Raw genomic sequence first — 14,379 nt, forward strand, 5'->3', positions numbered from 1 at the left:
CCGCGTGTCAGCTGATGGGGATGACGCCCGTGTCCAGGACCAGCCCGAACGGCTCGGGGAGGGTCAGCTCCCGTCCGTACTCGACCGTTTCCAGCACCCGGTACGTACCGCCGTCCGGCTCGCCGTAGAGCGTCGCGGTGGGGCGGCCGGAGTGCCACGGATCGAGGAGGAGGAACAGCTCGACTCCGGCCTTGGCGTAGCCGTTGACCTTGCCGACGCGGTCGTGGTTGGCGTTGGCGCGGGAGGTGATCTCCACGACGAGGCGGGCTTCCTCGGCGGGGACGGTATTGCCCGGTCCGGAAGCGGTGGCGCGGTCCACGACGACGAGGTCGGGAATGTAGATCCCGCCCCGGCCCGGGAGGGAGAGGCCGAGGGTCTGGTAGATCTCCCAGTCCTCCGGGATGACGGTGCACAGCCTGCGCTGGAGCAGGGCAGCGGTGGTGTTGTGGTCCTTGGACGGCGGCGGCGACACGGTGACGATCTCCTCGATGATCTCCACCTTGCAGCCCTCGGGCGCGTCCGTCTCCTCCCAGATCCGGACGAGGTCGTCCCAGTCCTGGCCGGGACCGGGCACGGGCTCGACGGCGAGTGCGCTCATGGCGGTCTCCTCTATCGGTACGTCACCGAGTCCAGCATGCCGAACGGGACCGGCTGCAGTCCACCGGCCCCGTTCACCCGTACGAGGAAACCGCAGGTCAGGCGATACGTTCCCGCACCACCGGCAGCGGTGCGAACGACGTGCCGGCCGGGGCGATGTCGTACGCGTCGGGCAGCGCCTTGAGGGCGTAGTCGAACTTCTCCGGGGTGTCCGTGTGCAGCGTCATCAGGGGCTGGCCCTCGGTGACGGTGTCGCCGGGCTTGGCGTGCAGCTCGACGCCCGCGCCCGCCTGCACCGGGTCCTCCTTGCGGGCGCGGCCCGCGCCGAGGCGCCAGGCGGCGACGCCGACGTCGTAGGCGTCCAGGCGGGTCAGGACGCCGGAGGAGCGGGCCGTCACCACGTGCTGCTCGCGGGCGGTCGGGAGGGTGGCGTCCGGGTCGCCGCCCTGGGCGGAGATCATCCGGCGCCAGACGTCCATCGCGGAACCGTCGGCGAGCGCCTTCTCGGGGTCGGCGTCCTTGAGGCCCGCCGCGTCCAGCATCTCGCGGGCGAGGGCGAGGGTCAGGTCGATCACGTCCTGCGGGCCGCCGCCGGCCAGCACCTCGACCGACTCGCGGACCTCCAGGGCGTTGCCCGCGGTGAGGCCGAGCGGGGTGGACATGTCGGTGAGCAGGGCGACCGTGCGCACCCCGCTGTCGGTGCCGAGCGCGACCATGGTGGAGGCCAGTTCGCGGGCGTCCTCGATGGTCTTCATGAAGGCGCCGGAGCCGACCTTGACGTCCAGGACGAGCGCCCCGGTGCCCTCGGCGATCTTCTTGGACATGATGGAGCTGGCGATCAGCGGGATCGCCTCGACGGTGCCGGTGACATCGCGCAGCGCGTACAGCTTCTTGTCGGCGGGGGCGAGCCCGTCACCGGCGGCGCAGATGACCGCGCCGGTGCTGTCGAGGACGTTCAGCATCTCCGCGTTGGAGAGGTGGGCCCGCCAGCCGGGGATGGACTCCAGCTTGTCCAGGGTGCCGCCGGTGTGACCGAGGCCCCGGCCGCTGAGCTGCGGCACGGCCGCACCACAGGCCGCGACCAGCGGGGCGAGCGGCAGAGTGATCTTGTCGCCGACGCCGCCGGTGGAGTGCTTGTCGGTGGTGGGGCGCGAGAGCGCTCGGAAGTTCATCCGCTCGCCGGAGGCGATCATCGCGGCGGTCCAGCGGGCGATCTCGGTGCGGTTCATCCCGTTGAGCAGGATCGCCATGGCGAGGGCCGACATCTGCTCGTCGGCGACCTCGCCGCGGGTGTACGCGTCGATGACCCAGTCGATCTGCTCGGGGGTCAGCTCGCCTCGGTCCCGCTTGGTGCGGATGACGGAGATGGCGTCCATGGGAATCCTTCCGGCCGGGTGCGCAAGAGTCCTCTCGACTCTACGCGCATAGAGAGGGGAAAGGGCGGTGGCCCCTCCGCGCAGGGAAGGGCCACCGCCGGGAGATACGGGGTTCAGCCGAGGTGCTGCGGGCCGAACGACTGCGGCAGCATCTCGTCCAGCGTGCGCCGCCCGTCGGGCGTCTCCAGGAGGAGTTCCGGGCCGCCGAACTCGTACAGCAGCTGCCGGCACCTGCCGCACGGCACCAGGATCGACCCGGTGCCGTCGACACAGGTGAAGTGGGTCAGCCGACCGCCGCCGGTGGCCCGGAGCGTGGAGACCAGACCGCACTCGGCGCAGAGCGAGAGGCCGTAACTGGCGTTCTCCACATTGCAGCCGGTGATCGTGCGGCCGTCGTCCACCCGGGCGGCGACCCCGACCGGGAAGCCCGAGTAGGGGGCGTACGCACGGGACATGGCGTCCCGTGCGGCCTCCCGCAGGGCCTCCCAGTCGGCCTCGTCGAAAGGCACGGCGGCGGGCGGCGGCGTCACTTGCCCTCGCCCTTGCGGTACGGCACACCGTTGGCCTTGGGCATCCGCAGCCGTTGCGCGGAGAGCGAGAGGACCAGCAGCGTGGTGACGTACGGAGCGGCGTCGACGAACTGGCTCGGCACCTGGTCGGTCAGGAAGTACCAGGTGAACAGCAGCGCCGAGACGGCCGCCGCGATCACCGCGGAGACGTACTTCTTCTTGTACAGCTGCCAGAAAGCCGCGATGACCAGCAGGATCGCCAGCAGGAGCAGCATCGCGTGGACGTTCTCGGCGCCGCCGCGCAGCTTGAGGCTGTCGGTGAAGCCGAAGAGTCCCGCGCCCAGCGCCATGCCGCCCGGCATCCAGTTGCCGAAGATCATCGCGGCGAGACCGATGTAACCGCGGCCGCCGGTCTGGCCCTCCTGGTAGATGCCGGTCGCGACGATCGCGAGGAACGCGCCGCCGAGGCCCGCCAGACCGCCGGAGACCGTGACGGCGATGTACTTGTACTTGTACACGTTGACGCCGAGGGTCTCGGCGGCCACCGGGGACTCACCGCAGGAGCGCAGCCGCAGCCCGAACGGGGTGCGCCAGAGGATCCACCAGGTGGCGGGGATCAGCAGCAGGGCGACGACGGTGAGCAGGGACAGGCCGGTGACCAGGCCGCCGACGATGCCCGCGATGTCGGAGATCAGGAACCAGTGCTGTTGTTGCAGGTCCTGCATCCAGTCCGAGAGTCCCGGAACGGTGATCCGGTCGATGGGATCGATGCGCGGGGACTGCTTCGAGGAGCCGCCCTGGACGCCGTCGAAGGCGAAGTTGGAGAGGTAGCGGGTGACGCCGACGGCAAGGATGTTGATGGCCACACCGGAGACGATGTGGTTCACGCCGAAGGTGACGGTGATGACCGCGTGCAGCAGACCGCCGAGGCAGCCGCCGAGGATCCCGAAGAGGACGCCCATCCACGGGCCCCACTGGAACCCGGCCCAGGCGCCGAACCAGGTGCCGAGGATCATCATGCCTTCGAGGCCGATGTTGATGACGCCCGCGCGCTCGGCCCACAGACCGCCGAGTCCGGCGAGGCCGATCGGAACGGCGAGTGCCAGGGCGCCGCGGACCTGGCCGACGGAGGTGATGTCGTCGGCGCCGCTGATGACGCGGACCAGCGAGACCAGGGCGAGACCGCCCGCGATGATCAGCAGGACGACGGGCAGGGAGAGCTTGCGGCGGCCGTTGCCCTTCTTGGGGGCGGGGCGTGCGGCGATGGTTTCGCTGGTGCTCACAGGGCCGCCTCCTTCTCGGTCGTGAGGGCGTGTCCGGCGGCGAGCTCCTCGCCGACCTTCTGCTGCTGGCGGCGGATGCCGTAACGGCGGACCAGCTCGTAGGAGACGACGACCGAGATCACGATCAGGCCCTGCATGATCGTGGCGATCTCTTTCTCGTACCCGTACTGGTCGAGCGAGGCCGAGGACTTGTCCAGGAACGCGATCAGCAGGGCGCTGAGGGCGATGCCGAGCGGGTTGTTCCGGCCCAGCAGCGCGATGGTGATGCCGGTGAAACCGATGCCCGTGGGGAAGTCGAGGCTGTAGGTGTGGGTGTCGCCGAGCAGGGTCGGCATCCCGGCCAGGCCCGCGACGGCGCCGGAGATCAGCATCGAGGTGAGGATCATCTTCTTGGCGTCCACACCGGAGGCCTGGGCAGCGGTCTCACTGGCGCCGGTGGCGCGCAGGTCGAAGCCGAACCGGGTGCGGTTCAGGACGAACCAGTACAGGACGCCGCAGCCGGCGGCGACGAACGTGAAGCCGTAGATCTCCCCGGCCATGTCGCCCATCGGCAGCCCCGGGAACCAGCCGGACTCCGGGATCTCCCCGGTGGTCAGGTTGTTGGAGCCGGGGGGCTGCTCGCCGAAGTTCTTCGGCAGGATCATCCAGGCGACGACCGCGGTGGCGATCGAGTTGAGCATGATCGTCGAGACGACCTCGCTCACCCCGCGGGTGGTCTTGAGGAAGCCCGCGATCCCGGACCAGAACGCGCCCACGAGCATCGCGACGATCACGATCAGCGCGATGTGCAGCGGCCCCGGCAGGTCGACGCTCGCGCCGACCAGTGCGGCCATCATCGCGGCGAGGCGGTACTGCCCGTCGACCCCGATGTTGAAGAGGTTCATCCGGAAGCCGACGGCCACCGCGAGCGCGGCGAGGTAGTACGTACCGGCCTGGTTGATGATCAGGACCTGGACGTCGGCGTAGGAGGCCGACTCGAACATGATCCGGTACGGCTCGAAGGGGTTCTGCCCGGAGGCGAGCAGCACCACGGTCGTCAGCGCGACGGCGACGACCAGGGCGAGCACCGGACCGGCGAAGCCCAGGATCAGCCGGTCCTTGTCGAATTTCTTCATCGGGCCTCGTCCTCCGGGCTTTCGAGGTGACCGGTGGCGGCGCCGGTCATGGCCGAGCCCAGTTCCTCGGGGGTGATGGTGGCCGGGTCGGCGTCGGCGACCAGTCGGCCGCGGTACATGACGCGCAGGGTGTCGGAGAGCCCGATCAGCTCGTCCAGGTCGGCCGAGATCAGCAGGACGGCCAGTCCTTCGCGGCGGGCCTCGCGGATCTGGTCCCAGATCTGGGCCTGGGCGCCGACGTCCACGCCACGGGTGGGGTGGGCGGCGATCAGGAACTTGGGCGCGTGGCTCATCTCGCGGCCGACGATCAGCTTCTGCTGGTTGCCGCCGGAGAGCGAGGCCGCGGTGACCTCGATGCCGGGGGTGCGCACGTCGTACTCGCGCACGATGCGCTCGGTGTCGGCGCGGGCCGCCTTGTTGTCCAGCAGCCAGCCGCGGCTGTTGGGCTTCTCGGTGACATGGCCGAGGATGCGGTTCTCCCAGAGGGGCGCCTCCAGCAGGACACCGTGGCGGTGGCGGTCCTCGGGGATGTAGCCGATGCCGGACTCGCGCCGCTTACGGGTCGGCGCGTGCGAGATGTCGTCCGTGCCGAGTGTGATCACTCCGGAGTCCGGGTCGCGCATGCCCATGAGGGCCTCGATGAGCTCGGTCTGGCCGTTGCCCTCGACTCCGGCGATCCCCAGGACCTCGCCCTGGTGGATGGTGAGGTCGATGCCGGCGAGCACGTCGCGGACGGTCCCGTCGGGGTCGGTGACGGTGAGCCGCAGGTCCTGGATCCGCAGCACCGACACGTCGGTGACGGTGGACTCGCGGGTCTCCGGCGAGGGCAGCTCGCTGCCGACCATCAGCTCGGCGAGCTGCTTGGTCGTGGTGTTCGCGGGGTCCGCGGTGCCCACGGTCGTGCCGCGGCGGATCACCGTGATCTCGTCGGCCACGGAGAGCACCTCGCCCAGCTTGTGCGAGATGAAGATGACGGTCAGGCCCTCGGCCTTGAGCTCGCGCAGGTTGGCGAAGAGTGCGTCGACCTCCTGCGGCACGAGGACCGCGGTCGGCTCGTCCAGGATGAGGATGCGGGCGCCCCGGTAGAGGACCTTGAGGATCTCCACGCGCTGCCGGTCCGCGACCCCGAGATCCTCCACGAGCGCGTCGGGCCGGATGCCGAGCCCGTACGCGTCGGAGATCTCCTTGATCTTCTTCCGGGCGCCGGCGCCGATGCCGTACAGCTTCTCGCCGCCGAGGACGACGTTCTCCAGGACGGTGAAGTTGTCGGCGAGCATGAAGTGCTGGTGCACCATGCCGATGCCGCGCTCGATGGCGTCGCCCGGGTTGGAGAACGAGACCTGCTCGCCGTTGATCGCGATGGTGCCCTCGTCCGGCTTCTGCATGCCGTAGAGGATCTTCATCAGGGTGGACTTGCCGGCGCCGTTCTCACCGACGAGCGCGTGGACCGTGCCCTTGCCGATGGTGATGTCGATGTCGTGGTTGGCGACGACGCCGGGGAAGCGCTTGGTGATGCCGTGCAGTTCTACGGCAGGGGGACTGCTGGACGCGTTGATGACGCACTCTCCTTGGCCGGACAGGAGCGGGGGCGGAGGGGCTGGGGGCTCGGGGGCCCTGGGGGGCGGGGTGAAGTTATCGCGCCGGAGGGCTGTCTACACGCGTAGCGCTGCCGAATCGTGAAACACAGATGCACGTCACGGTCCGGACGCGCGGTCCGGACCGGGTGGGAGAGCACTGCGAGAGGCGGATCTTCTTCGAGTGGTGCTGCGGACGACCTGGCCGTCGGGCGGGGATGGGCCCGCGGCCCTGTCCGTCCGCCGGCCGGGGTGCGGCACGGGGACGGACAGGGCCGGGGGAAACCAGCCGTTCGGCAGGAGATGTGCCGAGCTGCTTACGGAGCGGTCTTGACGGTGATCTTGCCGTCGATGATCTCCTGCTTGGCCTTGTCCACGGCCGCGATGACATCGGTCATCTTGGTGAAGGCCGGGTTGGACATCGACAGGCCGACGCCGTCCTTGTCCAGGCCGTAGCGGATCTCACCGGTCTCCGGCTTGCCGTCCTGGACCGACTTGATCAGGTTGAACACCGAGTCCTCGACGTCCTTGGTGACCGAGGTCAGGATGGACTCCTTGTAGGCCGCGAGGCCCTTCTGCTGGTACTGGTCGGAGTCGACGCCGATGTTCCACTTGCCGGCCTTCGAGACGGCCTCGATGGCACCGGAACCGGCCAGACCGGCGGCCGAGTAGATCACGTCGGCCTTCTTGTCGAGCTGGCCCTGGGCGGCGGCCTTGCCGAGGTCGGGCTTGGAGAAGCCACCGAAGTCCGGCGGCTGCGTCAGGTACTGCGGAAGGACGTTGACCGAGGCGTCGGTGTCCTTGACGCCCTGGATGAAGCCGGCCTCGAACTTCTTGATCAGCGGGGTCTCGACACCGCCGATGAAGCCGACCGTCTTGGACTTGGTCACCTTGGCGGCGGCGACGCCGGCGAGGTAGGAGCCCTGCTCCTCGTTGAAGACGATGTTGGCGATGTTGTCGCCGGTCACCGAGGCGTCGTCGATGATGCCGAAGGTGGTCTTCGGGAACTTCGGCGCGACCTTCTTGATGGCGGGCGCGTAGGCGAAGCCGACGCCGATCACCGGGTTGTTGCCGGAGCGGGCCAGCTCGGTGAGGCGCTGGACCTTGTCCGCGTCGCCCTCACCGTCGGAGGGCTCGGCCTCGCTGCCGGAGATGTCGAGTTCCTTCTCCGCCTTGGCGAGACCGGCGTAGGCGGCGTCGTTGAACGACTGGTCGCCACGGCCGCCGATGTCATAGGCGATGGCGGCCTTGTCGCCGCCCGAGCCGGACCCGGAGTCCGACGAGTTCTCGCCACACGCGGTGACGCTGAGGGCAAGTGCCGCGGACGCAATGCCCACGGTGGTGATCCTGGTGATCCGGCGCAAGGGAAGGCTCCTTCAAACCTGACCGAAGCGCCTCTTCCGGCGCTGGTTTCGCGGCGATCGTAACGCGCGTAGATGTCAGATAAGAGCACGTACGGAAGCCGTTATCGGATCGTCGTGAACAGAAGGCGGCCCGCAGGTCCACGAACGGCCTACGAAGAGTGCGTCAACGCTCCGCTAACGGTTCCCGTCGAGCAGCGCCGAGGCGGTGAACAGCTCGACCCCCACGGTGATGGCCTCTTCGTCCACGTCGAAGTTGCCGCGGTGCAGGTCGAGCCCGCGCGTGTCGCCCGGGGTCCGGACGCCGAGGCGGGCCATCGCGCCGGGGACCTGCTCCAGGTACCAGGAGAAGTCCTCGCCGCCCAGGCTCTGCTCGGTGTCCTCGATCGCATACGATCCGCGGCGCTCGGTCATCGCGGCGTCCAGCAGACCGATGGACTCGGCGTCGTTCACCACGGGCGGCACACCGCGGACGTAGTTGATGACGGTCTTGGCCCGGTGCATTCCGGCCACCTCGTCCACGGCGGCGTGCACCAGGTCGGGGGCCTCGCGCCAGGCGTCCAGGTTGAGGCAGCGGACGGTGCCGGACAGCTCGGCGTGTTGCGGGATGACGTTGGGGGCGTGCCCGGTCTCCAGGCGGCCCCAGGTCAGCGCGAGCCCGGAGCGGGCGTCGACCCGGCGGCCGAGCAGGGCGGGCACGTCGACGGCGATCCGGGCGGCGGCGGTGACCAGGTCGGTGGTCAGGTGCGGGCGGGCGGTGTGTCCGCCGGGCCCGTCGAGGGTGATCTCCAGCCGGTCGCAGGCGGAGGTGATGGCCCCGATCCGCAGCCCGATCCGCCCGACGTCCACCTTCGGGTCGCAGTGCACGCCGATGATCCGCCCGACGCTCTCCAGCACCCCGGACTCGATCGCGTCGACCGCGCCGCCGGGCAGGACCTCCTCGGCGGGCTGGAAGATCAGCCGCACGGCGTTGGGCAGCAGCCCCTGCCGGTCGAGATCGGCGAGCACGAGGCCCGCCCCGAGCACGGTGGTGGTGTGCACGTCGTGCCCGCAGGCGTGCGCCCGGTCGGGCACGGTGGACCGGTAGGGCACGCCCGCCTTGGTGTCCGGGATCGGCAGCGCGTCGATGTCCGCCCGCAACGCCAGCATCGGCGTCACCCCGTCCCACTCCCCCACGTCGCACATGAGCCCGGTCCCCACGGCGAGAACCTTCGGCTTCAGCCCGGCCTTCTCCAGCCGGTCCTTGATGGCCGCGGTGGTGCGGAACTCCTGGTTGCCGAGCTCGGGGTGCATGTGGAGGTCGCGGCGGAAGGCGATCAGCTCGGCGCGGAGTTCGTCGGAGAGCCTGCCGGGCAGCGCACCTCCCCCGGGCTGGCCGGCCGGGTTGTGGGGGCGGGAGGCGCGGGACTTCAACTGGTTCACCTTAGGAAGCGTAGGCCCCCTGCCCCCTCAACTGGCCACAGATCAACAAAACTTCAGCCGCTCAGGCGAACAAATTTCCTGTGAGCACGTGTGACGCTGGGTGGTTGCGGGTATACCCGTTCGTCTTCCGCACCGGGGTCCACGCCTCTCCGGACGCCGTCCTCAGGTCGCCACCGACGACAGTCGCTGCACCCCCCGCGGCTCTACCTCGAACACCAGACAATCGGCATCCTCGGCAACGCCCTCATCCCCACCGGCAACGCCCCGACGACTCCCATGCCGCAGCCATTACCCGCCGACACCCTCTCACTCTTGCCACCAAAACCATCGGAAGCCCCACCGAAATGAAACCGGCGAGGATTCCCAAGTGGGCACTTCCAGCCCCTCACCGCCGCCGAAGCCCGGCAAGTTCTCCATGCGGCCAACGGCGACTGGCTTCACGCCCTGTATGAACTCGCCTTGCGCACCGGACTTCGCAAAGGCGAACTCCTCGGCCCCCACTGGGAAGACCTCGACAGCGGCACCGCCACCATCCACCGATCCCTCCAGCGCACCCGCACCGGCGGCCTGACCACCCTGCCCACCAAAACCCGCGCCTCCGAACACCGCATCGCTCTGCCCACCGAGTGCATCGACTCGCTGAAGAGCCACCGGGAACGATAGGAAGAGGAGCGCAACGCAACCAACGTGGGATGGAAGGACAGCGGTCTCATCTTCACCACCCCGACCGCCGGACCACTCGACCCCGCCAATATGGCCCGCCGCTTCGGTCGACTCCTCGACCGGGCCGAACTCCGCCGCATCCGCTTCCACGACCTACACCACTCGACCGCGACCTGCTCCTGAAGCAGGGCGTCGACCTTGTCGTCATCAAGGAACTCCTCGGCCACGCCCACATCGGCGTCACCGCTGGCGTCTACGCCTACGTCCGCCTCCACCTCCAACGCCAAGCCATCGACACCTTGGGCAGCGCCCTCGGGACGGATGCCGCCCCAAGTAGCAAGGCTGCCGGCCAGTAGCGTTGCACTCATCCACAACGGTCGGCGGCCCCACGAGAAGACTCGTGGGGCCGCCGGCGTACGGCTGTGCTGCCGTCAAAGCCCCTCAGAGGACCGCTGGCGGGATGTCAGGAATCCGCTGATGCGTTTGCGCAACACGCCGTTCACCGTAGATCCATTCCGCCCAACCCTGCGCATTTCGCATTGATTCAATAGGGAAAGCACTAACCATCCCCATTTCACTGCCATCTTTCTTCTCGTAACGCCAGGAGCAATATAGAGAATCTCCTCTGCGACCCGCGAGAAAGGGCTGACGAAATGCGAAAATTCCGCGCTTGTCCTCAAGGTTGCATCGTATGCATCCCTGCCAGCCAAGACGCATGCGCAACGCGCATACAGGAAGTGGTCGCTTGTTTGCGGCAGCTCCAAGCCTCCCGCCAGCACCACCGGAATCTCTGCAAGTTCCCGCCTACCGATCCCGTAAAGAGCCTCGCACGACTTTTCGGAAAACCTGACCAAATCGGCCGCATCTAGCTCGTCAAGTCGCCCAGAGACACGATCAAGAGCCGACCGTACATCGCCTCCGGACTGCGCGGGATTCGATCCGATGATCCGCCAGAACTCGGCCATACGTTCCACCCTCACCAGAGATCCAACTGCTGGAACCCTCATTGTTGTAGCTTCTTCTTGCCGGGCAAAGTGATGTCGTTGCCCAACTGAACCCCCTGTCGCTTCAACTCCTCCATGCGGAGGTGTTCAGCGATGAAAACATCGTCTTCCTTGCCGCATACGTGCATGCACTTGACGTCGTCGAGGCTCTTCAAGCGCCCGCTGTCAAGGTGATCCTTGAGCCTGTTCTTGAAATTCAGTGGGCGTTAAGTCCGTTTCTGGTACTGAACTTGAATGGGTGATGTCGGGGAACGGTGAGTGTGGTGGTGCCCCGAGCTGCTCCGCGGATGGCTACTGCGCCAAGATGAGCGCATGACCGAGAGCGAAGCCGATCTGCTGGCGTTGCTGCGCAAGCTCGACGATCCGGGGTGGTTGGAGCGTCCGCAGCACTACGACCGTGGCGAGGCCGCGATGCACTTCGGTGTTCTGGTAGCCCGACTCGAAGAGGACTTCGCGGCCCGCTGCACGGCCGAGCAGGACACCCAGGACTCCAGCGAGTACGGACGCGTTGCCGTGCCCGGGGACGCGACCGTATGCGGTACTCGGATCGTCGTCTGTGTGAGCAAGTTCGGCTCGCTGGCTCTGGTCTGCGCCGACAATCCGGGCGCCTTCTTTGGAACGGATGACGCTCAGACCGAGGGCGAACTGGACGCCGCGGACCTTGCCAAGGTCAACCGGGCGCTTGTCGAGCTTGGCTATGTCGTGGTTGCCGAGGAACTGCTGGAGAGCGACTACGACGGGCCGAGCCGACTGCCCTGGCACGTTCAGCGGCCCAGCTGGTGGCATCGCTTCTTCGGCATCTTTTGATGATCACGCCGACAGGGTCAGGCCGGTGCCGGCCAGGCATCCGTCGATCACCTCCGGCCTGTACTGCAGCATCTTGAGCTTGCGCTTCACAGCGCGGGTGACCTGGCCAAGGTCGGCGGCGGCCAGGTTGCCGATGTCGCGTTTGACCAGGGACCAGATGCCCTCCTGCGGGTTGAGGTCCGGGGCGTAAACCGGCAGCTGAAACACAGTGAGCCATGAGGCGTTCGACTCGAAGAACTCCCTCAGTGGCGCGACCAGGTGCATGCGCAGGTTGTCCCACACCAGCACGATCGGGCCGCCGAGCTGCGTGTGGGCGCGGATGACGAGGTCGCGGTAGTCCTTCCAGCCGAAGCCCTTCGGTTCGTTCTTGCGGCCCCGGTACTCACGGATCGCGTAGAACAAACGAGATCGCTCACCCGGCTTGTAGCAGGTCATCCCCGCCATGGAGACTCGACCCGATCCCCGCCCGCGCACGCGGACGACCGGAGTGCTGCCCCTGCGGCCCCAGGCCCTGGCACGCGGCGGCGTCATCGACCGGCCGGCCTCGTCTTCGAAGACCACCCAACCGCCGTTCGCCGCCGCGGTGCTCTTACCCGCGGCCACACCTCTCGTTTCCACAACTCCACCGCGTCGTCGTCACGCTCGATCGCACGCCGGGTCGGCTGCTGCCAGGACCAGCCATAGCGCCGCAGCAGTCGCCACGTGCCCTCCACGGTGTACGAGACGTGGAACAGCCTGCCGATCACCGTCTTCACGCGGGCCAGCGTCCACCGCTGGTCGGCCCACCCGTGTGCCAGCGGACCGCGCTCCAACTCCCGCTCCAACCTGGCCATCTGCGCGTCAGATAGTCGGGGTCGACCAGGTGACCCCTTGGAGGCCACGCCGGCGTAGCCGCCCTGGCGCCACTGGCGTCGCCAACGTTCCACCGACCGTTCCGAGACCCGCAGCATGGCAGCGATCTCTCGGGTCTTCCCGCCAGTCTCGAAGCACGTCACGGCCTGGCGCCGGACCCGCTCCCGCGCGTCTCTCTCGACGTCGGTCAAGCCGCCGCCCTGCGGATATCTCACCGAACGAGGACTACCGAGGTCACCTTCACGCTGTCCGGCGAACAGCCCGACATCACCCGATCAAGTTCAGTAGCGGCCTCGTCCGGGTTGGGTGAGGAAGCCTTGGCGGGTGAGTCGTCCGAGGCGGCTGCGGGTGATGTTGACGGATGCCTCGTCGATGGGCATGTCGAGGAGTTCGTGCAGCTCGCGGGCCCGGAACGCCTGGTCGGGGTGCTGGTTGAAGGCGTCGACGATGGCCTGGTAGGCGGTGCTCGACTCGGGCGGATCGGGTTCGGTGCCGGTAGGTACGAGTTCGGCGATGATCTTGCGGGTGGTGGCGAGGTCCGCGAGGCGGACTTCGGTCTCGGCGAGGGCGGCGGTGAAGTGCGCGATCTGATGGCGGAGTTCGTCCGCCCGGGCCGTGGCCGCGTTCTCCTGGATGTGAAGGTCGACCAGAAGTTCGGTGATGTTCACGCGGCCAGCCCGATGGTGTCGCGCCAGGCCGGCGTGGGTGTGGTGAGGCGCCGGGCCATGTTCGCGGTGGAGGCCCAGTAGACGCGCGAGGCGGAGGTGTCGGGCCGGTGGTCGTACTCACCGGCCAGACGCCCGTGGAGCATCAGCGTGCCGTTCGTCTGCTCGACCACCCACCGCTTGGGCTGCGGGACGAACCCTTTGCCCTGGTCGGCAGGGTTGCGGCGGACGACCTCGACGTCGATGTCCAGCAGAGCGCCGTGAACGATGACCGCTTCCTTGAAGCCTTGGTCGACCAGTACTTTCTCCAGGCGCATCCCGCATCGCTCGGCGGCCTGGTCGAGCAGGGCGGTGCCGGCCGCGTTGTCGTGCGCGGAGGCGGCCATGACGACGACGCCGATGATCAGCCCCAGCACGTCGACGGCCAGTCCCCGCTTGCGCCCCGAGACCTTCTTGTTCGCGTCCAGCCCCGTCGTGGTCCTGGGGACACCCGCAGCGGCGCGGACGGACTGGGTGTCGATGATCACGAGGGACGGGTCCTCTAATCGGCGGGCCTTCTCCCGGACCTGGCAACGAAGGAGTTCCTGGATCCGCTGGTCAAGCCCGTCCTCGCGCCACAACCTGAAGTAGTAGAACACCGCCGACCAGGCCGGCAGGTCATGCGGCAGCATCCGCCACTGACAGCCCGTCCGGTTCTGATAGAAGATCGCGTTCACGACCTCCCTCAAGTCGCAGGACCCGGGGTCTCCGGTCGCCGACCGCGCCACCCGGCCCTGCTTCCAGGCCGTGATCATCGGCTCGATCAACGCCCACTGCCCATCCGACAAATCGCTGAGATACGGCTATCTCATCACGCCCCGCATCTCAACATGGACATGCCCATCGAGCAGCCCGGACCGCGATCAATGCCACGAACGAGCGATCACGAACGAAGAAGTCGGACTTAACGACCACTCAGTGTCTTACCGACGTACGTCTTCCCAGGGTTCCACTGATCCGGATACTCACAGATACCCTGATTCTTGTTGCAATTGTGGACGAGTACGGGCATCTCGCCAGGGGACTGTAAAACGTTCGGTGTAACTCCCGATCATGGAAGAATGCTCGATGACCAGCACCAACGTGACCGAGGCCGAGACCGTCGAGCCGTC

General features: G+C 67.9%; 14 protein-coding genes and 1 pseudogene. 2 read left to right on the forward strand and 13 right to left on the reverse strand.

Features of this window, described 5'->3' with window-relative positions:
- Positions 1-7: 7 nt before the first annotated feature.
- The 8 genes from AC0VY3_RS30110 to AC0VY3_RS30145 all read right to left on the reverse strand — a co-directional run bounded on the left by AC0VY3_RS30110 (position 8) and on the right by AC0VY3_RS30145 (position 9,228).
- Positions 8-598, reverse strand: coding sequence for a Uma2 family endonuclease (locus AC0VY3_RS30110; RefSeq protein ID WP_475551027.1), 591 nt, complete (start codon positions 596-598; stop codon positions 8-10).
- Between the two features lie 97 nt (positions 599-695).
- Entirely contained in the window at positions 696-1,973 is a 1,278-nt protein-coding gene (locus AC0VY3_RS30115) for a thymidine phosphorylase (protein WP_103509253.1), read from the reverse strand.
- Positions 1,974-2,086: 113 nt separating this feature from the next.
- Positions 2,087-2,503 (reverse strand): cytidine deaminase, encoded by a 417-nt coding sequence (locus tag AC0VY3_RS30120; protein ID WP_103509254.1) that lies wholly within the window; start codon positions 2,501-2,503, stop codon positions 2,087-2,089.
- Positions 2,500-3,765 (reverse strand): ABC transporter permease, encoded by a 1,266-nt coding sequence (locus tag AC0VY3_RS30125; RefSeq protein ID WP_103509255.1) that lies wholly within the window; start codon positions 3,763-3,765, stop codon positions 2,500-2,502. The genes AC0VY3_RS30120 and AC0VY3_RS30125 overlap by 4 nt, the downstream gene beginning before the upstream one ends.
- A complete protein-coding gene (locus tag AC0VY3_RS30130) occupies positions 3,762-4,880 on the reverse strand; it encodes an ABC transporter permease (protein ID WP_103509256.1) in 1,119 nt (372 codons plus the stop codon). The genes AC0VY3_RS30125 and AC0VY3_RS30130 overlap by 4 nt, the downstream gene beginning before the upstream one ends.
- A complete protein-coding gene (locus AC0VY3_RS30135; protein ID WP_103509257.1) occupies positions 4,877-6,460 on the reverse strand; it encodes an ABC transporter ATP-binding protein in 1,584 nt (527 codons plus the stop codon). Before AC0VY3_RS30135 ends, AC0VY3_RS30130 begins: the two co-directional genes overlap by 4 nt.
- 311 nt (positions 6,461-6,771) lie before the next feature.
- A complete protein-coding gene (locus tag AC0VY3_RS30140; protein WP_475551028.1) occupies positions 6,772-7,818 on the reverse strand; it encodes a BMP family lipoprotein in 1,047 nt (348 codons plus the stop codon).
- A 174-nt stretch (positions 7,819-7,992) separates the two neighbouring features.
- Entirely contained in the window at positions 7,993-9,228 is a 1,236-nt protein-coding gene (locus AC0VY3_RS30145) for an amidohydrolase (protein WP_475551756.1), read from the reverse strand.
- A gap of 384 nt (positions 9,229-9,612) precedes the next feature.
- On the opposite strand from AC0VY3_RS30145, the pseudogene AC0VY3_RS30150 reads away from it, so the two are divergent.
- Positions 9,613-10,256, forward strand: a pseudogene (locus AC0VY3_RS30150) (site-specific integrase); the annotation flags it as partial.
- Between the two features lie 75 nt (positions 10,257-10,331).
- Here the strand turns inward: AC0VY3_RS30150 and AC0VY3_RS30155 are convergent.
- Entirely contained in the window at positions 10,332-10,865 is a 534-nt protein-coding gene (locus tag AC0VY3_RS30155) for a DUF4240 domain-containing protein (protein WP_475551029.1), read from the reverse strand.
- A gap of 38 nt (positions 10,866-10,903) precedes the next feature.
- Positions 10,904-11,059, reverse strand: a complete 156-nt coding sequence (locus AC0VY3_RS30160; protein ID WP_475551030.1) for a hypothetical protein — start codon at positions 11,057-11,059, stop codon at positions 10,904-10,906.
- A gap of 157 nt (positions 11,060-11,216) precedes the next feature.
- On the opposite strand from AC0VY3_RS30160, the gene AC0VY3_RS30165 reads away from it, so the two are divergent.
- Positions 11,217-11,711, forward strand: a complete 495-nt coding sequence (locus tag AC0VY3_RS30165) for a hypothetical protein (RefSeq protein ID WP_358361250.1) — start codon at positions 11,217-11,219, stop codon at positions 11,709-11,711.
- Between the two features lie 3 nt (positions 11,712-11,714).
- Here the strand turns inward: AC0VY3_RS30165 and AC0VY3_RS30170 are convergent.
- From AC0VY3_RS30170 to AC0VY3_RS30180, 3 genes are all read right to left on the reverse strand, one after another.
- A protein-coding gene (locus AC0VY3_RS30170; protein WP_475551031.1) for an IS630 family transposase occupies positions 11,715-12,778 on the reverse strand; the annotation gives its coding sequence in 2 pieces (ribosomal slippage) (positions 11,715-12,314 and positions 12,317-12,778; 1,062 coding nt in all).
- Between the two features lie 66 nt (positions 12,779-12,844).
- Positions 12,845-13,231: a hypothetical protein gene (locus tag AC0VY3_RS30175; RefSeq protein ID WP_475551032.1), complete on the reverse strand. Its 387-nt coding sequence runs from the start codon at positions 13,229-13,231 to the stop codon at positions 12,845-12,847.
- Positions 13,228-14,055 carry an IS5 family transposase gene (locus AC0VY3_RS30180; protein ID WP_475551033.1) on the reverse strand — a complete coding sequence of 276 codons (828 nt, stop codon included), beginning with the start codon at positions 14,053-14,055 and terminating at the stop codon, positions 13,228-13,230. Before AC0VY3_RS30180 ends, AC0VY3_RS30175 begins: the two co-directional genes overlap by 4 nt.
- Between the last annotated feature and the right edge of the window lie 324 nt (positions 14,056-14,379).

This window comes from Streptomyces sp. iso_384 (assembly GCF_056172905.1).

Bases quoted from the DNA above. Each gene is read 5' to 3' on its own strand.
- AC0VY3_RS30110 (WP_475551027.1), bottom strand. From the start codon at position 598: ATGAGCGCACTCGCCGTCGAGCCCGTGCCCGGTCCCGGCCAGGACTGG.
- AC0VY3_RS30115 (WP_103509253.1), bottom strand. From the start codon at position 1,973: ATGGACGCCATCTCCGTCATCCGCACCAAGCGGGACCGAGGCGAGCTG.
- AC0VY3_RS30130 (WP_103509256.1), bottom strand. From the start codon at position 4,880: ATGAAGAAATTCGACAAGGACCGGCTGATCCTGGGCTTCGCCGGTCCG.
- AC0VY3_RS30155 (WP_475551029.1), bottom strand. From the start codon at position 10,865: ATGGCCGAGTTCTGGCGGATCATCGGATCGAATCCCGCGCAGTCCGGA.
- AC0VY3_RS30165 (WP_358361250.1), top strand. From the start codon at position 11,217: ATGACCGAGAGCGAAGCCGATCTGCTGGCGTTGCTGCGCAAGCTCGAC.